We start from the raw sequence: 23,182 nt of genomic DNA, 5'->3' as shown, positions 1-23,182 counted from the left end.
AAATTATTACTTGTATTCCGTTGTCGTTATGACAATTTTTGTCGCTTCTTTTGTTTTGAGCAACTTGACTCCGGAAGGAAGTAAATAATTATTTATAGCAGTGGTATATGGTTGAGATTGTCCGTAATAGCTGTTTGATTGAGCTGTAAGACGTTCAACCGGAACCAAAAGCAAGACCATATCCTTGTCAGGATTATTCTTTATATGTTCCTGCATCAGATTGGAGATATTATCATACGAATAAGATCGACTACTAGTACTGTAACTAGCAAGGAATGATGTTTTTTTATCTTCTATCTTATTGTTCACAAAGAAAGTTGCCAAAGAATCTTTAGGCAGCAACAGTAAATTTGAAGGAGCGGAAAGAGCCCATTGCCAGTTTTCCTGCGGCAGTGCTTTTATTGTCAGAGGTATATTGTTGATAACACGGTCTCCGATTCTTTCAACTATATCCTGAGCTGGAATTGTTAACTGAGTATATACACCTGCCGGTGTTTTCAGATAAGCAATTGAATCATTTTCCTCTAACAACGAAGTCAAATCTGTATTTTTGAAACGGTTCAACTGCAATACTTCTTTGGTTACATTGAACGTTTCACTGGAATATGCAGTGGAATCCTGACCCTGGCTACCTTTCAAATTGTACTTATAGTAGATCGAGAAAGTTGAATAGGTAATTTGCAGAATATTACCGCTACCATATGTATTTGTTATATACAATCCGGGGAAGAATTTATTAAAGTTCTCCTGGCTGCTGAAAGTACTTGGATTTTTGATTGATTCATCATAGAACTTCTGACCGAACTCCTTAGGCATCCGGATTGTAACGGTCGGAATAAAAGTGCGATCACCATTAGAATCAGTGGCATTACGAATACTGTCAGGCACAGAATTATCATATGCTGTATATGTTTGCATGCCCAATGAATTCTGCATGTCACAATACTCCAGCGGATCGAAGTTCGTATAAAAATCTCTTTCCAGTTCTTTGTCTACCAAATATATCTGAGCACGCATAGGTGCTAAAGAGTCACCTACCCAGGCACCGTTCTGATACATGATTTTAAAATCGATAGAGTCAATCTGTCCATTAATAGGTTCATGCTTAAATTTGAAGTCATCCGGGCAGTAAAACTGGCAGATGTAATCAGATTTCACGTTACCATACAACGGATCATAGAACTCCCCGAGAAGTCCATTAGTAGTTCTTGCATATACCGAATCCATCAGCAAAGTTGTCGCTTGCATCTGGAAAGTATCTACATATACGGGCATTTTGTCTCCGTCAGGCTGAATTGTCGAGCCAACCAGATTCAAATCATCACTACACCCACTCAGGATTGTTACTCCTAAGCCCAGGCCAATTAATAAAGGCTTGATCTTCATCATTTTCTCTCACTTATTTAGAATCTAATACGACATCGTAAAATTCGTTGAATGCATCCATATAAGTTTCCGGCGACTGATAAGGAAGGAACGGAGTATCTTTCTTGGTTGCAATATAGTCCAGTACATCCTGGTTGATCGTTTCACTACCTTGTATCACACCGTCAGCCATATCGATAGCCAGTTTCGTCAAGCCGACAAAGCTGGTATCAGCTTAATGCCTTTCAGGTCGCTGTCTTTGGCTCCGTCTGTTTTCAACTTCTGAGCCAGTTCTTTTCTTAACGGTGTTTTAAAATCATCATTATAAATAGAATAGACTATTTTTGCATTTTTAAGACATGGATCGTCTGCATACATTCTTTTTATGTATAATGCAGTCAGTGCCGATATCCATCCGTGACAGTGGATCACATCCGGTATCCAGCGAAGTTTCTTCACTGTTTCCAGTACTCCACGTACATAGAAGATCGAACGGTCGTCGTTATCTTCGTATTCATTTCCCTCTTCATCGCTGACAGTATGTTTACGCTGGAAGAAGTCTTCATTATCAATGAAGTACACCTGCATGCGTGCGGCCTGAATGGATGCTACCTTAATGATTAGCGGATGATCCGTATCATCAATGATAAGGTTCATACCCGACAGGCGGATCACTTCGTGCAACTGATTGCGTCGCTCGTTGATATTTCCGAATTTAGGCATGAAAGTTCTGATTTCGCGACCACGCTCCTGAATGCCTTGCGGCAGATTCCTGCATATTGTTGCAATCTCAGATTCGGGAAGGTAGGGTGTTATTTCTTGAGCTATAAACAAGATTTTTTTTGCATCCATTCTGTAAACTAGTTTTATAAAGACGGCACAAAGATAATAAATTTCTTTCATTTACCGTAATTATTTATTTGCTTTGCACCGTCAATAAGCATCTAAAAAGATGAAAATAGTAAACAGCATTCAAGAATTGAAGCGTTATCTTGCCGAAGAAAGGCAGCATAACAAGCAAATAGGCTTTGTTCCCACCATGGGAGCATTACACAACGGACACCTGAGCCTGGTTAAGCGTTGCGTGGAAGAAAACGATGTGTGCGTTGTCAGCGTTTTCGTAAATCCGACCCAGTTTAACGACAAAAATGATTTGGCGACTTATCCCCGCACGTTGGATAAGGACTGTGCATTATTGGAGCCGGCCGGTTGTGATTATGTTTTTGCTCCGACAGAGGCGGAGATGTATCCTGAACCGGATACCCGCACATTTGATTTCGGAACAGTATCGGCCGTGATGGAAGGGGCGCGCCGTCCGGGACATTTTAACGGGGTGGCCCAGATTGTCAGCAAGCTGTTTTATGCCGTAGAGCCGGATAATGCCTACTTCGGAGAAAAAGACTTCCAGCAGATCGCAGTGATCCGTGCCATGGTAAAACAGTTGAATATCCCTGTAAAGATTAACGCCTGCCCGATTTTGCGTGAGGACGACGGACTGGCTTTAAGCAGTCGTAACGTTCGTTTAACACCGGAACAACGTCAAAAAGCACCGTTAATAGCACGTACGTTAAAAGAAAGTACTAACTTTGCAGCCGGAAAAAGCGTACAGGAGGTTATTGATTATGTTGTGAATACGATTAATGCCGACCCTGTTATGCGGGTGGAATATTATGAAATCGTGGACGGAAACACCATGGAGTCGATCAAAAACTGGTCGGATACCGATTATGCAGTCGGCTGTATCACGGTCTATTGCGGTGAAGTTCGTCTGATTGATAATATAAAGTATAAGTAGCTGATAAATAAGGTGATTACCTTTTCGAAAAAAAGTCAGGACTTTTGATTTTAAAAGTCCTTTATTTTGAAAACAAAAGTCCCTTATTTTAAATGCAAAAGACCCTACTTTCGTTTGAGGGACATTTAATGGTAATCAAATTATACAGAAAACGATGTTTATAGAGGTAGTTAAATCAAAGATTCACCGGGTGACGGTAACGGAAGCTAATCTGAATTATATCGGTAGTATCACTATCGACGAAGATTTGCTGGATGCCGCCAACCTGATTGCCAATGAGAAGGTGGCTATTGTGAACAACAATAACGGTGAACGTTTTGAAACGTATATCATTAAAGGCGAACGCGGTTCGGGCGTGATTTGTCTGAACGGTGCAGCAGCCCGCAAGGCACAGCCTGGCGATATCATCATTATCATGTCGTATGCCATGATGGATTTTGAAGAAGCCAAAACATTTAAACCGGCTGTTGTGTTTCCCGATACAGCAACAAATAGACTGATATAGAGCATCGGTAGCAGCATTTAGAATGTTTTTAAACAACAATAAAGAAGCTCGCCGGTTGCCGGCGGGCTTTTTTTATGGTCTTGTGTTTCCCCATTTAGAAAATAATAAGAGTAGAATATGTATACGAACAAACAAATCTGGAATGTAAGTTATCCTATTTTTCTGAGTTTGTTGGCGCAGAACATTATTAATGTGACCGACACGGCTTTCCTGGGAAGGGTAGGGGAAGTTGAATTGGGAGCCTCCGCGATGGGTGGGCTCTATTATATTTGTGTGTTTACGATTGCTTTCGGATTCAGTACGGGGTCTCAGATTGTGATGGCTCGCAGAAACGGTGAACGGCGGTACAGTGATGTAGGACCGGTCATGATACAGGGAGTGTTTTTTCTGTTGGCCCTGGCGGTTGTGATGTTTACTTTCTCCCGTCTTTTTGCTAAAGATATTATGCGGTTTATGATTTCTTCCGATACGATTTTGGGAGCAACGGAAGAGTTCCTCGACTGGCGTGTGTTCGGATTCTTTTTCTCTTTCGTCAATGTGATGTTCCGGGCGCTGTTTATCGGTATAACCCGAACAAAGGTATTGACCTTGAACGCTGTTGTGATGGCATTGACGAATGTGCTGCTCGACTACCTGTTGATATTCGGAAAAGGAGGTTTTCCTGAAATGGGTATCAAAGGGGCGGCTATCGCCTCGGTGATAGCAGAGGGGGTGTCGATTGTTTTCTTTCTGGTTTATACCCGCCTGACGGTGGATATAAAGAAATATGCATTGAATCAATTCCGGTCGTTCGATATCAGGTTGCTGAAACGGGTGTTAAGTATTTCTATATTTACCATGTTACAGTATTTTATATCGTTGAGTACTTATTTTATGCTTTTTGTAGCCGTGGAGCATCTGGGGCAACGGGAGTTGGCGATTGCCAATATTGTGCGCAGTGTGTATATCGTTCTGTTGATTCCGGTTAATTCTTTATCCACGGCAACCAACTCTTTTGTCAGTAATAGCATTGGTGCGGGGCATACCGACCAGGTTATCCCAATTATCCGGCGGCTTTCTTATATCTCATTGGGTATTGTGGCTGTATGTGTTTTTATCACCTGTATTTTCCCATCGGCTATCTTGTCGGTTTATACGAATGACGCCTCTTTGATACATGCTTCGATACCTTCGCTTTATGTGATTGCCGGAGCCTTGCTGATAGCGGCTGTCGCTAATATCGTATTTAATGGTGTGACAGGTACGGGAAATACCCGTTCTGCCTTTGCGATGGAATTGGTGACACTTGTCTTTTATACATTGTTTATCTATGTGGCGGGGATGCGTTTACATCTTCCGGTTGCTATTTGTTTTCTGACCGAAGTTGTTTATTACACCGGACTGCTGCTGGCAAGTGTAATTTATTTGAAAAAAGCAGCTTGGCAGAATAAAAAGATTTAGAGGTTTACATCCTTTTTCTTACCTTTGCACCCTATTACGTTAGAAATTAGAAAGAAAAAAATAAATACACATACGAATATGTTTGAAAATTTAAGCGAAAGGTTAGACAGATCGTTTAAACTGCTGAAAGGTGAAGGCAAGATCACCGAGATTAATGTGGCTGAAACACTGAAAGATGTGCGCAAAGCCCTTCTTGATGCCGACGTAAACTATAAAGTAGCCAAGTCTTTTACCGATACGGTAAAAGAAAAAGCGTTAGGACAAAACGTACTTACTTCCGTTAAGCCCAGCCAGTTGATGGTTAAGATCGTTCATGATGAACTTGCCAGCCTGATGGGAGGAACGGCTATCGATATTAACCTGAGTGGAAATCCGGCTATTATCCTGATGTCGGGTTTGCAGGGTTCCGGTAAGACCACTTTCTCCGGAAAGCTGGCCAATATGTTGAAAACCAAAAGAAACAAGAAGCCGTTGCTGGCTGCCTGCGACGTTTACCGTCCGGCGGCTATCGAACAGTTGCGTGTTGTCGGTGAGCAGGTCGGTGTTCCTGTTTATATGGAACTGGAAAACAAGAATCCGGTAGAGATTGCGATGAACGCTATCCGCGAAGCCCGTGCCAAGGGGAACGACGTAGTGATTGTCGATACGGCCGGTCGTCTGGCGATCGACGAGCAGATGATGAAAGAGATTGCCGCTATCAAAAGTGCTATCCAACCGGACGAAACATTGTTCGTTGTCGACTCCATGACCGGACAGGACGCGGTGAACACTGCCAAAGAATTTAACGAACGTCTTGACTTCGATGGTGTAGTTCTGACTAAGCTGGATGGTGATACCCGTGGTGGTGCCGCCCTTTCTATCCGTACGGTAGTCGATAAACCGATTAAGTTTGTCGGAACCGGTGAGAAGATGGATGCATTGGATACTTTCCACCCGGAACGTATGGCCGACCGTATCCTCGGTATGGGGGATATCGTTTCTTTGGTAGAACGTGCCCAGGAACAATACGATGAAGAAGAAGCAAAACGTTTGCAGAAGAAGATTGCTAAGAACCAGTTCGACTTCAACGACTTCATCTCCCAAATCCAGCAGATTAAGAAGATGGGTAACCTGAAAGAACTTGCTTCTATGATTCCGGGTGTTGGTAAAGCCTTGAAAGATATCGATATTGACGATAATGCCTTCAAGAGCATCGAAGCGATTATCTATTCCATGACGCCGGACGAACGTGTCAATCCGGCTATCCTGAACGGTTCACGCCGTCAGCGTATCGCCAAAGGTAGCGGAACGACTATCCAGGAGGTAAATAAACTAATCAAGCAGTTTGATGAAACCCGTAAGATGATGCGTATGCTTACCGCTGCCAAACCGGGAAGTAAGAAATTCCCATCGTTTAGAAGATAAAAACTAAAGAGATATATTATGGAAGACAATCATTATCAATTACTGGACGGAAAAGCCGTCTCTGCTCAGATGAAGAAAGAGATGGCGGAAGAAGTCGCCCAGATCAAAGCCGCAGGAGGTAAGATTCCCCACTTGGCAGCTATTCTGGTAGGTCATGATGGAGGAAGTGAAACCTACGTAGCCAGTAAAGTGAAAACTTGCGAAGAAATCGGTTTCAAATCGACGCTGATTCGCTATGAGGACGATGTAACCGAAGAAGAGTTGCTTCGCCGGGTAGACGAACTGAACAACGATCCGGATGTAGACGGTTTTATTGTGCAGCTTCCGCTTCCGAAACATATTTCAGAGCAAAAGATTATTGAGGCGATCGATTACCGTAAAGATGTTGACGGATTCCATCCGATCAACGTGGGACGTATGTCGATCGGTCTTCCTTGTTTTGTTTCTGCCACTCCGGCCGGTATCCTGGAATTGCTGAAACGTTATGAAATCGAAACGAGTGGTAAACATTGTGTGGTTTTGGGACGCAGCAATATCGTTGGCAAACCGATGGCAATGCTGATGATGCAGAAAAATTATCCGGGAAACTGTACGGTAACTGTTTGTCACAGCCGTTCAAAGAACCTGAAAGAAATGTGCCTGAACGCTGACATCATCATCGTTGCTTTGGGCGTTCCCGAATTCCTGAAAGCCGATATGGTGAAAGACGGTGCTGTGATTGTTGATGTTGGCACTACCCGTATGCCGAGTAGTGTTACTAAGAGCGGTTATAAGCTGACCGGCGATGTAAAATTCGACGAAGTTGCCCCTAAATGTTCTTATATTACGCCGGTTCCGGGAGGTGTTGGTCCTATGACAATCATTTCTTTGATGCGTAACACGCTGTTAGCCGGGAAGAAAGCGATTTACAAGTAAAATATTTGTATAATTTTCTTTGAAAACGCTTGCGGAATCAGAAAAAACATCTATCTTTGCACCGTCTTAAAGAGAAATACTCAACGAGACTGAAATGGTGAGCGTAGCTCAGTTGGTTAGAGCATCGGATTGTGGTTCCGAGGGTCGTGGGTTCGAGTCCCATCGTTCACCCCCAAGATAGAAAAATAAGCCATCCTGTTATAGAGTGGCTTTTTTGTTTTTGTTCAACCCGGCCCGGATGCGGCTGAGTGACTGGGGAGTTACACCGATGTATCCGGCTATCTCTTTCAAAGGAACGCTATTAAACAACTCCGGCATCTTTTTGATGAAAGCCTGGTAACGCTTTTCCGCCTTCGGGCTGGATATATCGACCAGTACATCATCTTCATTAACGAGTATATCCATCAGAAGACCTTGTATCCATTTTAAAAAAGCCGGCGAAGACTCCGACAGTTTTTGTATTGTGCTGTTTCTCATTTCGATGGCAATACTGTCACTCGACGAACAGATTGTGTAACGTGAAGGATGTCCGCGGAAATATCCCCAGGAAGAGAATATGGTTTCCCCGGGGATAGCAAACCAAAGGGTTTGCTGTTCGCCTTCTTCTTCAATGTAGGATCTCCATACACCTTGGTCCAGAAAATAGATGGAATCGTCCGTCTTGCCTTCCCCAATGACAATACTGCTTTTGGGGAAATGCAGGATACGGAGTGTCTGCCGGAGCAATGTCATTTCCGTATCGCTTAGGTTACACCGGTTGTCTATTTCTTCAATTAATTTATCCATTCCTACGTACTTTATCTACAATTAATAAAATGACGATAACAACTGTTGTAGTAATATCCCCTGCTGCTACTGCCAGCCATATACCATTGACATCCAGTAGTAAAGGTAATGTGAAAAAGAATACGACAGGCAATATTCCCCGTAAAACTGTCAGTGATATCGCACGCCGTAACCGTTCGATACTGGTATAATAACCGATTATGATGATGTTGATACCGAAAAACAGGTAATCGGTAGCAAACAGCGGTAAGCCGGCTACAGCATATCCCCATGCCGCACAAGCTGTATCGGGAATGAAAAGAGTAACGATGCTCCGGGTAAAACATATAAACAGGAGCATGATGCTGAATGCGAATGCCAAAGTGAAAAGCATGGATAAACGTAAAGCGTTATCCGAACGTTTCATATGTCCGCATCCGTAGTTATAACTGATAATCGGCTGTGCGGACTGTACGGTTGCGTTGAAAACCATGAATATGATTGGGAACAGGTAGCAAATGACACTGTAAGCCGCTACGCCGTCGGCTCCCATATAATCCATAAAAACATAGTTGCCGGAAATAATCATAACGGATATCGTTATCTCACTAAGGAATACGGAAAAGCCGAGCTTAATCATATAACCTACATTCCGGAGCGTCAACAGCAGACTCTTGACACTCAGTTTCAACCAAACGAACCGTATGGCTATCGAATGCCGGAACAGGTAGATAATCATAATGGCGGCACCAACAAACTCACCAATATCTGTTGCAATCGCTGCCCCGAACAATCCCCATTTGAAAATAAAAATAAATAAATAGTCGAGAATAATATTCACAACGGTAGCAGCCAGCATCGCCCACATGGATATCTTGGGATTCGTCAGCCGGATAAAAAACGGAAGGGCAACCACCAGTACCGTAAACGGCAGGCTGATGGAAAACCAGAATAAATATTCAACCACCATATCCATCAGATATTCATCGGAGCCGAAAAGGGTGGCTATCTTATGCGGAAATATCGTTAGCAACAACGTCATAACGAGGCTGATGAATACCAATGCGATGACCGACTGGGTAAAATTAATATTCGCAACTTTCTTTTTACCCTGCGACAAGTTGATGGAAGTGAGTATCCCGCCTCCCATACCGAACATCAATCCGACTCCGGTAATAATCATAAAAATAGGGGCGGAGATATTGACCGCTGCCATAGCATCACTTCCAATCCCGTTCCCGACGAAAATACCGTCTATAACGGTAAATAGTGCCGATGCGGCCATCCCCATAATGGTAGGAACCAGTAATTTGGTAAATAGTTTTCCTACGCTCATGCTTTTGAAATCAAAGCTATCCCTCTGCATATCAATTAGTTTTTTATAATAACGCCCGCAAAGGTAGGCCTTTAATCTCCGGATGAACTTACCAATTGGTAATAAATGAAAATAGATAAAATATTATATTGTAGATTGAAAAATATTCGTTTTTAAATGTGTGCTTGCTTCTGAATATCTACTGGTAATGATAATCAATTTCAAACCAGTGAAAGTGTTTTTTATTAAGGTATATTTGCTTATTTTTTTATTGTTCCGAATAAACTATTCCGTTAATAACCAGTCAAACAAAGCGACAAAAAATTGGAATAGATAGATATTTGGACTATGATGAAGAAGAAGATGAGTATTGTGCTGGCCGGAATGCTTTTGTGTTTTGCTCCGGACATGTTTGCAAATGAAACGGATGGAAAGATTAAAGGTATTGTAATGGACGGCGAACTGGGTGGACCGTTGGAGTTTGTTACAGTGCAGGTTAAGGCAAAAGGTTCGGATAAGATAGTGCAGGGTTCCGTTACCGGGAGTGACGGAAAATACACTATCGGTGGATTGAAGAAAGGGGAATATGTAGTTACTTTTTCTTATATCGGTTATGAAGAAGTGTCTAAAAATATTTCTATCAGCAGCGACAACCAGATTTTGAGTCTGGGAGAGTTGACACTGGCAGAAGACGCCAATCAATTAGGAGAAGTGGAAGTGGTGGCGAAACGGCCTCAGATGCGGTTCGAGATTGACAGGAAAGTCTTTGATGCGACGCAGGATATTGCGGCCGAAGGTGGTTCGGCAAGCGACCTGTTATCCAATATCCCTTCCGTGGAGGTTGATAATGAAGGCTCGGTGTCGTTGCGGGGAAACTCCAGTGTAACGATTTGGATTAATGGTAAAGCATCGGGTCTAACGGCTGATAACCAGGCGGATATTCTGGATATGATGCCGGCCGGAGATATCAAGCAGGTAGAAGTTATCACCAACCTTCTGCCAGATATAGCCCTGAGGGTACAGCCGGTATTATCAATATTATATTGAAGGATGACCGGAAACCCGGTTATTACGGAAGCGTAAAAGTCGGAGCCGATACGGACGGAGGGTATCAGGCGAGTGGTAACATCAATTACAGCAGTAGTAAAGTGGATGCTTATGCCAATCTGAATTACCGTAACCGTGAGTTTAAAGGAGGAGGCATCACCAGTCGTCTGAATACGACGGACAACAGTTTTCTCGACCAGACCAACGATTCCGAACGGCAGCATAATAACTGGTTCGGACGTTTTGGCGCCACCTGGCATATCACTAAAAGCGATGACCTGGCATTTAATGTAACCGGTATGACCGGTGGTGGAGACAATAGTGAGAATATCCATTATAACTCTATCGACAGTCAGAAGAATACAATCTACACCAGCGACCGTATGACCAATGGCGATTCGGATATGAAAATGTATAATCTGGAACTGAATTATGTTCATAAGTTTTCGGAAAACAGTAACATCGACCTGACGGTCAGCAATAACCAGTGGAGACGGGACGGAATGGATATTTTCAGGCAATCGACTGTCTATACAGACCCTTCCCAAACCGCTAACCCTCTTTATCAGACTCAGGAGAATGATATAAAGGACAAAACCTGGGAAGTCCAGGCCGACTACACCAATAAAATATCCGATATGGCCCGCATCGAAGCCGGCTATAAGGGTACTTTTCAGCGAAATGCCAGTCCGGTTGATACCTATACCGGAACGACAGCCGAAGATATCCGACAGGACGAGTCGCTTTATAACCGCTTCCTTTATAATCAGGATGTACACGCTCTTTATATGACATACGGCGGAAAATGGAATAAATTAAGTTACCAGGCCGGTCTGCGCGGTGAGTACTGGCGGGTGGATACCCGTTCGCTTGATTTCGACCAGGAGTTTAACGGCAAAGCTCCGAGGCTTTTGAAAAAGATTATTTTAAACTTTTCCCGAGTGCGTTCATTTCTTATTCCTTGCCGAAAAACAATGAGTTGCAGGTGAATTATACACGCCGTCTGCGTCGTCCGTGGGGAGGACAGTTGAACTCTTTCCGTAATATATCCGATGCTTCCAATATCTCTTTCGGTAATCCGGAGTTGACACCGGAGTATTCTCACTCATTTGAATTGAATTATATCAAGAGTTGGGAATCGGGACATACTTTGTCTTTATCCGGTTACTATCGTTCGACGGATGATGTAATCCAGCGCATCCGTTTTCTGAATACGGAAGACAATGTAATGTATACCACCAGTGAGAATGTGGCAAAATCGCAGGCCAGCGGTCTGGAAATCGTAGGGAAGGATAAATTATTCAAGATACTCGATTTGACAACGACAGTCAACCTCTATTATTCTAAATTGGATGGTTTCAGTTATCTGCCGCAAGGTGCGGAAACACCGGTTATCGGAGATACGGATGAGAGTTTTGCCTGGAACGTCCGTATGATTGCCAACTTCAGCCTTCCCTGGGGCGTCTCTTTGCAGGGAACAGGTAATTATAATTCCAAACAGTTGATGGCACAGGGACATCGCGAACCGAATTATTCGGTCGACCTGGGCTTGCGTAAATCTTTCCTGAGCGATAAACTGACCTTGAGCATTAATGCCCGAGACTTGTTGGATTCCCGCAAATTCCGTACCGTTACAGCCGGCGACGGTTTCTGGCAGGACTCTGAGAACTGGCGTGGCGGAAGACGTGTCGGTTTCACGCTGACTTACAACTTCGGCAACATGAACAAGAAAAAAGATAAAAACAAGAGCAGAAGCGAAGAGCCGGATATGTTTGATATGGAATGATGCGCAAGAATGAAAGAGAGTAAGATTTTATATCCTTCTCCATTGTTATCCCGATACGTAAAGTATTATTGGGTATTGAAAACTGATGGAATAGAACCTGTATTAATACAGACTATTCCGTCAGGATGCGTACATCTTGTTTTCCATCGGGGAGATAATTTGAATATTCAATCGAAAGGCTGGCAGCCCAAGAATTTTGTCCGGGGACAGTTCTCTATATCCGGAGATCTGATTTCGAAGGGGAATATTGATATGATTGCAATTATCTTCCATCCTTTAGGTTTGAATCCTTTTGTACGATGTCCGATGAGTGAGTTGTATAATCGTTATGTTGATGTGGAGGATTTAGAGGATGCAGAGTTGAACCATCTTAAACGTATTGTTTCGAGTGAAAGGGAGGCTCAGGTTTGTATTCAGCAAATCGAATCATTTTTAATGAGACGGCTAGTTGATATCGGTCATAACTACAATCGGATAGAAAGTGTTATCCGGTTGATTGCTAATTATCCTCAAACAGATGTGTATACCCTGGTAAAGGACGCTTGTTTGGGATATAGGCAATTCAAAAGGATTTTCACAGAATACGTAGGAATGAATCCGAAAGAATATTATAGGGTTATCCGCTTTCAACGAATTTTGTATATGTTGCAAGATAATCCGGAAATGGAATTTACTGATTTGTCTTATTTGTGCGGATTTTATGACCTATCTCATCTGGTAAAAGACTTCAGGGAGTTCTCGGGTTGTTCGCCTACTCAATACCTGTCTTCACGTTCTCCGTATTCAACATTCTTTTCAAAGGATTGTAGGTTGAATAGTATTAAATGTCATTGATTTCCATAGAGGAAGCCTTATAAAGTCAGTTTTTTACAAGTACCAAATGCATTAACGGCTTATTTTTGCAGAATATTCAACATTAAAGAATTATGCAAAAACAAGATTTTACTGCTATAACAACTGGTATAGCCAGGGTTATCGAAACGGAGGAAGGTGTATTAAACAGTTTGTCTGTAGAAGCTATAACCTTAAGGCGGAATAGCCAAAATCGGACTATAAAGCAAATACTGGGCCACCTGATTGATTCGGCCTCTAATAATCATCAACGAATGGTTAGGTTGCAGTATAGTAAGGATTTACTTTTTTTTCCGGATTACCGTCAGGATAATGATTTGTGGATAGCTTTGCAAGATTATCAACATACAGATTGGTGTAATTTGATTCAGTTATGGAAATTCTATAATTTGCATATCATTCAGGTGATTCAATCTGTCGATAAAAGCAAGCTGGATAGTTATTGGTGTGATTTTGAAGGGACAAAAGTAACATTAAAGGATATGATAGAAGGCTATTTAGACCATTTGCTTCTTCATATCGGAGAGATTCATGAATTGATGGTGGAACATACGAATCTTTGAATAATAACAAAGTCCTTTTTTTACACCGCTTTCCAGTAAAGAAGGATTATTTTTGCTGGCAGAATAAAGCAAAATGGAAAAATTTCAGCTAGTACAACCGTCCAAGCTGTTAAGGCCATACGTGAAACAGTATTGGTTTTTGGCGATTGATAACGCGGAACGAAGTTCGCAGCGTTATGTGCCATCTGGTTGTGCTGTGCTTGCGTTCCACCGGGGTGACAAAATCTATTCAACTTTGCATCAGGAGATGCAGCCTCGTTCCAGTTTGTGCGGACAATCTGTTTCGTACACTGATGTTGTTTATTCGGGTAATCTCAATCTGGTTATGGTTATTTTCCAACCGGTTGCAGCACGGGTTGTATTAGGGATTCCTATGAATAATTTGCGGGATAAGAATGTAGATGTAGAGTTATTGGGAGATGCATCTTTGATTGAATTGGAGAAATGGATAATGGAAACGGAGGATAATAACCAATGTGTATATCTGATAGAACAATATCTGTTAAAAAAGTTATACGGTTTTACTTCCGAGCGGTTTGCCAGAATGAATGCGGTTGTTCAGTCTATTAATGACGGACAGCAGGATATTACGGAGCTTTCTCAGTCTGCTTGTCTCGGATATAAGCAATTCAAACGGGTATTTACTGAATATACAGGTTTAAATCCGAAAGAGTTTTTGCAAATAGCACGTTTCCGGAATGCTTTACATTGTTTACATGCTGGTTCGCAAATTCGTTTGAACCAGTTGGCTTATGATTGGGGATATTGTGATAAATCGCATCTGATAAAAGATTTCAAAACCTTTATGGGGTACACTCCAAAGGAATATCTTTCTATTTGTGATTCTTATTCGGAATATCTTTCTTTATTCAATTCTGTTTTTATCAATGGAGAACGGGAAACTAAAAGTAATAGATTATGAAGATATTGATTTATGGTGCCGGAGTAATAGGTTGTACGTATGGCTGGCAATTGGCAGAGGCCGGACACGATGTTACGTTACTTGTCCGGAAGGAACAGAAACAATTGATAGATGAACAAGGTATTCATATTATTTGTCAGGATTTTAGGAGCGGTATAAAGAAGACGGTTGATACAGTCTTTCGTCCTCATGTGGTTGACGGACTGGATGCACGGAATGATTTTGAATACATAATTGTGGCAACGAATAAGATACAACTACCGGATGTGTTGCCGGTTTTAGGTGTGTCCGCCGGCAAAGCGCATGTGATGTTCTTTCAGAATAATTGGGATTGCTTTGATGAGATTGCCCGTTTTCTGAAACCTGAACAGTATTTTTTCGGCTTTCCATTCATGGTAGGAGGTGGAAGAGAGGCGAACGGAATACATTGTGTTATTTCGGGAATGAAATATTCCCATACTCCCATCGGGGAGGTGGATGGAGAGATGACTCCCCGTGTGCGGAAAATGGTTCAGGCGTTGGACGAAGCACATCTGAAACCTGTCCTGTCCCGACAGATATTACTTTGGATAATTACCCATTACGCTGCGGCGGCGGGATTGACTGCCGGAATATTGAGTGCAGGCAGTGCAGCCAGGTTTGTGAATGACTCCGCTACTATTCGAACTACTATCTGCGCCATTCGTGAGGGTTTTTCTATTTGCTTGAAGCGTGGATATGATGCCAAGGAAGAGAAAGCAAATAAATTGTATCGATTGCCTTTGTTTCTAAGTGTTCCGATTGCCAGGAAGATATATGGCAACGAGGCTTTACAACTTATGTTTGACGGTCATGTGAGTCATTCTCCTAAAGAGGTACGGCAAATGATTGAAGATATGATTGCCTACGGGATAAAATACGATATTGCCACTCCTCATTTAGCCAAATTAAAAGATACAATATAAATAATAAGTATTTTGTCTCAGAAAACAAAAAAAGCAGTTACTTTTAAAGTAACTGCTTGATTTTCAGTGGTACCACCAGGAATCGAACCGGGGACACAAGGATTTTCAGTCCTTTGCTCTACCAACTGAGCTATGGTACCGTTTGTTTTGTTTAACGGGTGCAAAGGTAGGGAAAATATGATACATTCCAAATGTTTCCTGAAAAAAATGTCGAAAAAAATGCATTTAAAGAAATTGAAGGGATGAATGCTATATTTTTTTGAAAAAAAACATCGAAAGTGTTTGTGGATTCAAAAATAGTTGTACCTTTGCAGCCGTAATCAAAAACGGGATGTAGCACAGTTGGCTAGCGCGCACGTTCGGGACGTGGAGGTCGGAAGTTCGAGTCTTCTCATCCCGACTACAAAAAGAGGTAAATCAGAAATGATTTACCTCTTTTTTGATATCCTTTATACGTACATTATATATATAAGGACTTCCGCATCCGGAAATTGCTCATTTCAACATTATTTACTTTGACAAGCTGTTCCTGTTCTACAATGAACCCTCGTTTTTCGAAAAAGGACGGGCGGTAATACTCACTTCTGAAAAGAGGTTGGGTATATGATTGTTGCGTGCAAAATCTTCTGCAAAATCCAATAACATGGTGGCAATACCTTTACCACAGAATTGGGGTAGTATGAACATACTGTGTAAATATCCTTGGCTATTAAAAGAAGTGAATCCTGTTATCCGGAAAGATTTTGTTTCTTCTGCGACGATAAATTGCAGGCCGCTTGTGAATAATTCCTGCCAACGTTCGGGAGAGGCACGTTGTATCCAGGCTTCGATTTGTTCGGGCGTGTAATCTTTTTTACAACTATTTCTTACACTCAGCTCGAAGACGGAGTGAAGTTCCGGAAGATCGCCTGCTTCAGCTTTTCTCAGGCGGACCGGTTTTAACTGCATATGCAGGATTGGATAAGCTTTTCCCTGTCCGTCGATAGTATCCCGCGCTATGACCTCGAATCCTCTGTTCTGGTAAAAATGCAGGGCTTGGGTATTTTGCTCGTTTACATCTACCTTCTGCATCTTCTTTTCCCGTATGGCATATTCAAGCAATGTTTTTCCCAGGCCTTTTCCTTGCTGTGCAGGATGAACAAAAAGCATTTCGATCAGTTCGTCGCTTAATCCCATAAAGGCGGCGATTTGCTCTGTTTTTCTGTCTCTTATAATGTAGAGTTCTACTGCACGGAAATACTCGTTTCTTATCAGAGGTTTGTAATATTGGATATCATCTTCCGTCAGGAAATGATGAGTGCTGCGTACAGATGCTTCCCATAGCTGGATTAGTTCGTCGTAATCTCTAATGGAAGCAGCTTCATACATTGTTTGTTGTTGCTTTTCTTTCATGATTGTCCTGTTTTAGAATTTAAAATCCGGCTTTTTTTTCTATCCGGATGATTTGGCCTGATACCGGATGCCGGAATTCAAGGAACTCCGCATGCAGGTAAAGGCGGTCGGCTCCTTTGCCATATAATTCGTCACCGATAATAGGAGCATTGAGGCCTAGTGGGTGGGAAGCATGTACACGCAACTGGTGCGTCCGTCCTGTAAGCGGATAGAAAGCAATGCGTGTCCGATTCCCGTTGTGGGCAAGAACCTTGAATTGGGTAATGGCTGGTTTGCCATGTTCCGTACTCACAATCTGCTGGGGACGATCCATAGGGTCGAGGCAGAGGGGAAGGTCGATAATGCCTTCTTTGGGTATGACTGTTCCGTCAAGCAACGCGGCATAACGCTTTTTTACCATTCGGCTTTTGAACTGTGCCTGTAAGTTCTGATGTACTTCTTTTGTTTTGGCAACCAGTAATATGCCGGAGGTTGCCATATCCAGGCGGTGTACTATCATAGGTCCTGTTGCTTCGGGATAACGTGCTTTTAGTCGATGGTAGACAGAGTCTATATCCGCTTTGCCCGGAACAGATAACATTCCGGCAGGTTTGTTAATTGCTACCAGCCAGTTATCTTCGAACAGGATTTCAAGTTCCGTATCACGATGCAAGTCGTTTAGTAGCGGGTTTTCTTCTACATTCAATCCTTGCAGCATGTGCTTTAAAATCGGTTCGCATTTCCCTTTGCAAGCCGGATAGAAATATCCATGATGGCGTATTTCTCTTTTAGGCGAATTGCCCCACCAGAACTCTGCCATAGCAACAGGTTTCAGGTCATGGAGGTAGGCATATTGTAGCAATTTGGGTGCTGCACATTCTCCGGCTCCGGCAGGAGGGACCTGTTGTGTAGTCTCTTTGAAAATTTCACATAAGTTTTTCGTCTCCCCCTTCCCATTTAGTATCCGAAACTGCTCGAAAAGTTGCTGCTGGAGAGCGGCTGAGCGGGTTTTGCGTTCTGTTTTCAGCTGCTCTATTGCCAGGTCTAATGTCTCTGCTTCTGATCGTATGGCGGAAATACGTTCATCCCATTGTTTTTTTAACCGTTTTAATTCAGCCTTTTGAAACTGGCTTTCACGTACATGTTTGCCAGTTCGTTTTCGTCGGAGGTATGCTTGCGCCTTTCTTCTCGTCTTTGTTGGGCCTCTTTCAGCTCTTCTTTGGCTGTATTGATTGCTTTTTCTGCCTGGTCGATTGTTTCTGCCAGTAGTGTCTTGGTTGCCAGATAGTTTTTATCCGTCTGGGCCTTTTTGATGCGAGCGTTGATAGCAGATATCTGATCTTCTTCGATCCGGAAGAAACCGTTCGGTTGTTGAAGGTCGTAAATGGGAGGGACGAAATAATCATGCAGATTTTTTCCCGCCAGAATACCGGAAAAAGCGGCCAGATAGCCGGTCTCTCCTGTCTGGGTTTGTACGATCAGGACACCGAACATCTTCCCCTGCTCCAGATCACTTTTCCATTCATCCTTGTTTTGCAGATATTTTTGTACCTCGGCTGCTGCCGCTACGCATAAAGGATGAGGTGTGTAATGGAATGGATAAGTAAACTTTTCCGGCAAATGAAAATGCGTAGCCGGAAAAGGTAACTGATGGAACTTGTTCATTTCTGGGATCGGCGCAATATTTTATTCGCTTTTTCTTCACTGGAAAGAAAGCTCAGCGACTTGATAATGTCTTCGTAATTCTCAGAATCAACGATATGCGGGGCCACTATTTCCAATACTTCCAGTTTATCATCATCGAAAGTGTAGATGGACATGAGGCGTATGCACTGTTTACAGGTGAAATTTTTATTGGTAACCCCCATTTCAAGAAGTTCCAGCTGGTCGTCTTTAAACGGTTTCTGTTTGACCTTGTTGTATAATTGCTGAAAGTCTTTTTCGTTTATAGCCCTGGATGGTCTTCTGTGGTCATCCGGACGGGATGGATAGGGAGGTTTTCCATAATCGATATCACCGGGAGGATAAATGGCTACCGGAGGGTTTACCGGATAATTATCACCGTCGAATGAGTTCATATTGCTCACCCTTTCGTTGATAAAGTTGACTATGATGATGGTTGTTTCCGCTGTCAGCGGATTTGTTTTCTTGTATTCCCATTCTTCAACTTGTTCATCGAACCGGCGAAAGTCGGGTTCACCGAGCAGACTGACGACTTCTTTTTTAGCCATCCCTTTTTCAACCTTCATGATAGCACTTTTGCCGGTCATGTAACTTCCGCAACTACAAAAGGATATGGAACTGATGATCAGTGCAAGTGCTATGAATGTTTTTGTTTTCATGATCTTCGAACTTTATATATGTATATTGTTTGTTTGTAGAAAACAAATATATAAAGGAATATCAGATTATGACTACTCTTTAGGGATAAACTTGTTTGGTTTTCGTAATATTCAATATTCCGTCATACATACGATGCAGGCTGATATACCGGCATTTGTTCTTCATCTTGAGCAGTACAACGCGTTCCGTGTATCCGATTTGATCGAAGAAGGAAGGGAAAGATTTTCCGGCGAGTTCTGCTTCCTTAATTCTTTGCTCGTCCATTTCCATGAATTCCTCATGGCTTTTGGCCTTGCGGGAGAGTTCAAACGCAATGTCGATGTCTGAATAATCTGTTTTTTCAGGATCAATATAACTGCCGAATAAAACGATTTTGGAGACTCTATACAGGTAAAACTCATTACTGTTGATCTCTTCGACCCGTTCCATGAATTCCTGAAATAGTTTATCGGCCTTTTCCTTGTTGAGTGGATTGGTATACCGGGCTACACAAAGGGCTTGACCTTTAATGGTCAGTTGATACTTCCCTTTCTTCTTGGCTGATTCGATATATCCTTCGGATAATAAGACATCGATAAGCTCTTTCGTTTTCTCTTTGTTGAGGTCGAATTGCTCGCTTATCATCTCCGGAGATATCAGAGCGGGTCTGATGTGGTCAAAATAATCCCTGATTTTCAGGATAGGAATATCGCAGATTGTCTGTTTGCGTGTCAGTCTCATAATGATATAATTTTATGTTGGGGCAAAGGTACAATCTTTTAAAAGAATAATCGTTTAAAGTTGTTGTTTTTCAATGATGGTCGTGGAATATCCTGGTGGTTCCGCCATCAATTGTTATGTTTTCACCGTTAATGAAATCATTTTCATCCTGACAAAGGAACAGGCAGATACGGGTTATATCTTCCGGTTTTCCCATTCGTCCGGAAAAGGGTATGGGATGGGTTTCCGGGTCGATCTGGTCGTAATCGTCTGCTTGTATCCAACCTGGAATAATGGAGTTAACCGTTGTATGATAAGGTGATAAAGACATGGCAAGTGTCTGTGTTAATGAGCATATGCCACTTTTAGATGCAGCGTATGCTTCACTGCTAAGTCTGTTTGTTGGGTAATGAGTGGACGATATATTGATAATCCGGCCGTACGGGTTGGGTGTCGTTTGTGATTGACGGTGAATAGCGAGCAAACGGGAGGTAATAAATGCAGGTCTCAGGTTTGCGGATAAAGTCTGGTCGAAATCTTCCACGCTGGTTTCTGTGAGAGAGGCGAATTTTCTGATGCCGGCATTGTTGATGATGATATCCAGGTCGCCCCAATCTTCCAGGATATGGCGCATACAGTTTTCAAGAGCTTCTTTATTATTGATATCTACCTGATAAAAAGTGGTACCGGTTTTTTCGGCTGTTTCTTTTCCTGATTCTTCATTCCGGTCACAAAAAGCTACACGGTGCCCGGCCATACGGAACGCCTTGACAATTGTTTTTCCGATACCATCAGCGCCTCCTGTCACGAAAACTCTGCGCATCTTGTGGGTTGGAGTTGTTTTTTTCTTGCCGTAGCCGCTCTTCGTTGCGGAAGATTTTTGAGACTGATATTCCTGATATTTTCTTTCCAGATAGTTATCTGCCATGATGTTTAGTTTTTTATATTATGTCGTATTTGGATGAATTATTTAAGTTTATGTGACTATATTTGTGGAGCACGAAGCTGCCAGAAAGCTACGGCAGCCGCAGCGGCTACGTTGAGTGAATCGACACCGTGCGACATAGGGATACGGACTACGTAGTCAGCTTCGGCAATTGTTTCCGGTGGAAGTCCGTCTCCCTCGGTACCCATTACGATAGCCAGCTGGGGTTCGGTTGCCAGGACCGGATCATCAATGGAAATAGAGTTGTCCGTGAGCGCCATGGCTACAGTACGAAATCCCAATTTGCCCAAGTCACTGAGAGAACCATCCATCCAGGTCCATGGTACAAGAAAGACTGTTCCCATCGATACTCTGACCGCACGGCGGTTCAACGGGTCACAAGAGTTACGCGTCAGTAATACGGCATCGATTCCAAAGGCAGCTGCCGAACGGAAAATGGCACCGATATTGGTTGTATCAACAACTCCGTCGATAACGACGATGCGTCGGGCTTCCCGGCATACCTCTTCCATGCTGCGTATCGCAGGGCGACGCATGGCACAAAGAACACCTCGTGTCAGAACATAGCCGGTCAATGTAGCAAGTAGTTCTCTGCTACCCGTATAGACAGGCAGATTACCACAACGTTCAATGATCTCGGAAGCATCCCCTGTGATATGTTTATGCTCACACAAAATGGCTAAAGGTTCAAAGCCTGCGTCCAAAGCTCTTGTGATAACCTTTGGACTTTCTACGATGAAAATACCCTTATCAGGCTCGATACGGTTGCGCAATTGAGCTTCGGTGAGGGTACAGAACATCTCAACTCCGGGATGAGATAAAGAGGATATTTCGATAACAGGCATATTCTTATTTATAACTTTCGGTTAGACACACAATCGTTTTATTCATATAACAGGTCGTTTTAACAGGCATTAAACAAGTCTTTAATAAATAGCTACTTTGATGACACCGTCCAGTTTGTTTCGAAACACGATATGCCTCCTCTATCTCGTTCAACGGAAAGCGATGGGTGATAAGAGGAGTGGTATCTATCTTACCTTCCTCAATCAGTCTTAGAATCTTTGCACAGTCACAGCCGTCTACTCCACCTGTTTTGAAAATCAAATTCTTACCATACATATCAGGTAAAGGGAAAAGCAGAGGTTTGTCGTAAAGAGCCACAATAGTGACTATCGCATTGGGACGAGCGCACTCCCACGCCATCCGGAAGCTATCTTCAGTCCCCGCCACTTCCAGAACAACATCCGCTCCGCCGTGATCACTGTTTTTGAGTACAAATTCTTTGCAGTTATCAGGTGTCGTTATCAATACATCGGGATAATGTTCACGGACAAACTGAATCCTTTCAGGAGACTTTTCACAGACAATGATACGCTTCGGATTCTTCAGTATCGAGCAGAGCAAAGTGCAAATACCGGTAGGACCGGCACCAATGATGAGGACAGTGTCTTTCTCCGTAATCTCTGAGATACGAGTTGCCCAGAAACCTGTGGCAAGTACATCACCGACAAATAGAGCCTGTTCATCCCTGACTGTGTCGGGGATACGGTTCAGTCCTTGATCGGCATAGGGTACTCTGATATATTCCGCCTGCCCGCCGTCGATACGGCAACCTAAGGCCCAACCACCGTTGGGGTCGGTACAGTTATTGACATATCCGTGGTGACAAAAGAAACACTCCCCGCAGAAAGTCTCGACATTCACAGTCACTCTGTCGCCGGGTCTGACTGATGTGACATCTGTTCCCACTTTTTCCACGACACCTACCATCTCATGTCCGACTGTTGTTCCGGGTACTGCACGCGGTACACTACTGTGCTTGATATGCAGGTCGCTGGTGCAGATGCTGCCAAGAGTCACACGTACGATTGCATCCCGTGTATCCGTAATTTTGGGTTCCGGTTTGTCTCGTAATTCAAATTTACCTTGTTCAATATATGTGTATGCAAGCATAGTTTTATTTATAGAGCAATTGGATTTTCAGTACAATCTGTTCATTCAGTTCTAATCTGATTTTGAAATAAGACTTCCAAGCTGGGGTGTCTTCTGTAACAAAGATATAAAACAATCTGCTATAAAAAGGTAAAAGGAGATGATTATTCCTCTAGAGATGTTAAAATAGGATAGTGAAATGTTTTCTTGATTTATCTTTATTGCTTTTGTGTATTTAAGTTTATTATAATATCTACAGTATCTACAATT

The 23,182-nt window shown here is 42.7% G+C and carries 20 protein-coding genes, 3 tRNA genes and 3 pseudogenes; 14 read left to right on the top strand and 12 right to left on the bottom strand.

Annotation, left to right across the window (positions count from 1 at the left end; translation table 11 throughout):
- Nucleotides 1–6: 6 nt before the first annotated feature.
- Both DXA15_RS15485 and DXA15_RS15480 read right to left on the bottom strand, forming a co-directional pair.
- Nucleotides 7–1,386, bottom strand: a complete 1,380-nt coding sequence (locus DXA15_RS15485; protein WP_128134603.1) for a DUF4270 domain-containing protein — start codon at nt 1,384–1,386, stop codon at nt 7–9.
- A 13-nt stretch (nt 1,387–1,399) separates the two neighbouring features.
- Nucleotides 1,400–2,217: pseudogene (locus DXA15_RS15480) on the bottom strand (glycogen/starch synthase).
- Between the two features lie 100 nt (nt 2,218–2,317).
- On the opposite strand from DXA15_RS15480, the gene panC reads away from it, so the two are divergent.
- The 6 genes from panC to DXA15_RS15450 all read left to right on the top strand — a co-directional run bounded on the left by panC (nt 2,318) and on the right by DXA15_RS15450 (nt 7,599).
- On the top strand, nt 2,318–3,160 hold the full coding sequence (gene panC, locus DXA15_RS15475; RefSeq protein ID WP_007654091.1) for a pantoate--beta-alanine ligase: 843 nt from the start codon (nt 2,318–2,320) through the stop codon (nt 3,158–3,160).
- A 154-nt stretch (nt 3,161–3,314) separates the two neighbouring features.
- Entirely contained in the window at nt 3,315–3,665 is a 351-nt protein-coding gene (panD, locus tag DXA15_RS15470; protein ID WP_007654090.1) for an aspartate 1-decarboxylase, read from the top strand.
- Between the two features lie 117 nt (nt 3,666–3,782).
- Nucleotides 3,783–5,105 (top strand): MATE family efflux transporter, encoded by a 1,323-nt coding sequence (locus tag DXA15_RS15465; protein WP_128134598.1) that lies wholly within the window; start codon nt 3,783–3,785, stop codon nt 5,103–5,105.
- A gap of 78 nt (nt 5,106–5,183) precedes the next feature.
- Entirely contained in the window at nt 5,184–6,509 is a 1,326-nt protein-coding gene (gene ffh / locus DXA15_RS15460) for a signal recognition particle protein (RefSeq protein ID WP_007654088.1), read from the top strand.
- A gap of 18 nt (nt 6,510–6,527) precedes the next feature.
- Nucleotides 6,528–7,424, top strand: coding sequence for a bifunctional methylenetetrahydrofolate dehydrogenase/methenyltetrahydrofolate cyclohydrolase FolD (gene folD, locus DXA15_RS15455; protein WP_128134597.1), 897 nt, complete (start codon nt 6,528–6,530; stop codon nt 7,422–7,424).
- A gap of 96 nt (nt 7,425–7,520) precedes the next feature.
- Nucleotides 7,521–7,599: transfer RNA gene (locus DXA15_RS15450), tRNA-His, on the top strand.
- Nucleotides 7,600–7,622: 23 nt separating this feature from the next.
- Here the strand turns inward: DXA15_RS15450 and DXA15_RS15445 are convergent.
- Nucleotides 7,623–8,210 (bottom strand): Crp/Fnr family transcriptional regulator, encoded by a 588-nt coding sequence (locus DXA15_RS15445; RefSeq protein WP_128134596.1) that lies wholly within the window; start codon nt 8,208–8,210, stop codon nt 7,623–7,625.
- A complete protein-coding gene (locus tag DXA15_RS15440) occupies nt 8,203–9,555 on the bottom strand; it encodes an MATE family efflux transporter (protein WP_128134595.1) in 1,353 nt (450 codons plus the stop codon). The genes DXA15_RS15445 and DXA15_RS15440 overlap by 8 nt, the downstream gene beginning before the upstream one ends.
- 297 nt (nt 9,556–9,852) lie before the next feature.
- On the opposite strand from DXA15_RS15440, the gene DXA15_RS26675 reads away from it, so the two are divergent.
- The 7 genes from DXA15_RS26675 to DXA15_RS15415 all read left to right on the top strand — a co-directional run bounded on the left by DXA15_RS26675 (nt 9,853) and on the right by DXA15_RS15415 (nt 15,618).
- Nucleotides 9,853–10,551 (top strand): TonB-dependent receptor, encoded by a 699-nt coding sequence (locus DXA15_RS26675; RefSeq protein ID WP_233567326.1) that lies wholly within the window; start codon nt 9,853–9,855, stop codon nt 10,549–10,551.
- Nucleotides 10,548–11,540 (top strand): outer membrane beta-barrel protein, encoded by a 993-nt coding sequence (locus DXA15_RS26670; protein ID WP_233567325.1) that lies wholly within the window; start codon nt 10,548–10,550, stop codon nt 11,538–11,540. Before DXA15_RS26675 ends, DXA15_RS26670 begins: the two co-directional genes overlap by 4 nt.
- Nucleotides 11,513–12,337, top strand: coding sequence for an outer membrane beta-barrel family protein (locus tag DXA15_RS26665; RefSeq protein ID WP_369683073.1), 825 nt, complete (start codon nt 11,513–11,515; stop codon nt 12,335–12,337). The genes DXA15_RS26670 and DXA15_RS26665 overlap by 28 nt, the downstream gene beginning before the upstream one ends.
- Nucleotides 12,338–12,346: 9 nt before the next feature.
- Nucleotides 12,347–13,171 carry a helix-turn-helix domain-containing protein gene (locus tag DXA15_RS15430; RefSeq protein ID WP_128134594.1) on the top strand — a complete coding sequence of 275 codons (825 nt, stop codon included), beginning with the start codon at nt 12,347–12,349 and terminating at the stop codon, nt 13,169–13,171.
- A gap of 92 nt (nt 13,172–13,263) precedes the next feature.
- Entirely contained in the window at nt 13,264–13,752 is a 489-nt protein-coding gene (locus DXA15_RS15425; RefSeq protein ID WP_128134593.1) for a DinB family protein, read from the top strand.
- 73 nt (nt 13,753–13,825) lie between these two features.
- The gene (locus DXA15_RS15420) at nt 13,826–14,674 is read left to right on the top strand and encodes a helix-turn-helix domain-containing protein (RefSeq protein ID WP_128134592.1); all 849 of its coding nucleotides are present in this window, start codon (nt 13,826–13,828) and stop codon (nt 14,672–14,674) included.
- Nucleotides 14,671–15,618, top strand: coding sequence for a ketopantoate reductase family protein (locus DXA15_RS15415; protein ID WP_128134591.1), 948 nt, complete (start codon nt 14,671–14,673; stop codon nt 15,616–15,618). Before DXA15_RS15420 ends, DXA15_RS15415 begins: the two co-directional genes overlap by 4 nt.
- A 67-nt stretch (nt 15,619–15,685) precedes the next feature.
- Here the strand turns inward: DXA15_RS15415 and DXA15_RS15410 are convergent.
- Nucleotides 15,686–15,758: transfer RNA gene (locus DXA15_RS15410), tRNA-Phe, on the bottom strand.
- A gap of 187 nt (nt 15,759–15,945) precedes the next feature.
- Here DXA15_RS15410 and DXA15_RS15405 point away from each other — a divergent pair.
- Nucleotides 15,946–16,018: transfer RNA gene (locus tag DXA15_RS15405), tRNA-Pro, on the top strand.
- 134 nt (nt 16,019–16,152) lie between these two features.
- On the opposite strand, the gene DXA15_RS15400 is transcribed toward DXA15_RS15405, so the two are convergent.
- The 7 genes and pseudogenes from DXA15_RS15400 to DXA15_RS15370 all read right to left on the bottom strand — a co-directional run bounded on the left by DXA15_RS15400 (nt 16,153) and on the right by DXA15_RS15370 (nt 22,933).
- Nucleotides 16,153–17,010 (bottom strand): GNAT family N-acetyltransferase, encoded by an 858-nt coding sequence (locus DXA15_RS15400; RefSeq protein ID WP_233567323.1) that lies wholly within the window; start codon nt 17,008–17,010, stop codon nt 16,153–16,155.
- Nucleotides 17,011–17,029: 19 nt separating this feature from the next.
- A pseudogene (locus tag DXA15_RS15395) lies at nt 17,030–18,654 on the bottom strand (pseudouridine synthase).
- Nucleotides 18,651–19,331, bottom strand: a complete 681-nt coding sequence (locus tag DXA15_RS15390) for a DUF4476 domain-containing protein (protein ID WP_128134590.1) — start codon at nt 19,329–19,331, stop codon at nt 18,651–18,653. The pseudogene DXA15_RS15395 and the gene DXA15_RS15390 overlap by 4 nt, the downstream one beginning before the upstream one ends.
- A 79-nt stretch (nt 19,332–19,410) precedes the next feature.
- Nucleotides 19,411–20,052 carry a nucleotidyltransferase domain-containing protein gene (locus DXA15_RS15385; RefSeq protein ID WP_128134589.1) on the bottom strand — a complete coding sequence of 214 codons (642 nt, stop codon included), beginning with the start codon at nt 20,050–20,052 and terminating at the stop codon, nt 19,411–19,413.
- Nucleotides 20,053–20,122: 70 nt separating this feature from the next.
- Entirely contained in the window at nt 20,123–20,959 is an 837-nt protein-coding gene (locus DXA15_RS15380) for an SDR family NAD(P)-dependent oxidoreductase (RefSeq protein WP_128134588.1), read from the bottom strand.
- Between the two features lie 56 nt (nt 20,960–21,015).
- Nucleotides 21,016–21,822, bottom strand: coding sequence for an RNA methyltransferase (locus DXA15_RS15375; RefSeq protein ID WP_128134587.1), 807 nt, complete (start codon nt 21,820–21,822; stop codon nt 21,016–21,018).
- 81 nt (nt 21,823–21,903) lie between these two features.
- A pseudogene (locus DXA15_RS15370) lies at nt 21,904–22,933 on the bottom strand (alcohol dehydrogenase).
- Nucleotides 22,934–23,182: the final 249 nt, after the last annotated feature.

It is taken from the genome of Parabacteroides sp. AM58-2XD (genome assembly GCF_003463685.1).
Taxonomy (GTDB): Bacteria; Bacteroidota; Bacteroidia; order Bacteroidales; family Tannerellaceae; genus Parabacteroides; species Parabacteroides segnis.
This window is presented reverse-complemented; position numbering and strand designations above follow the sequence as displayed.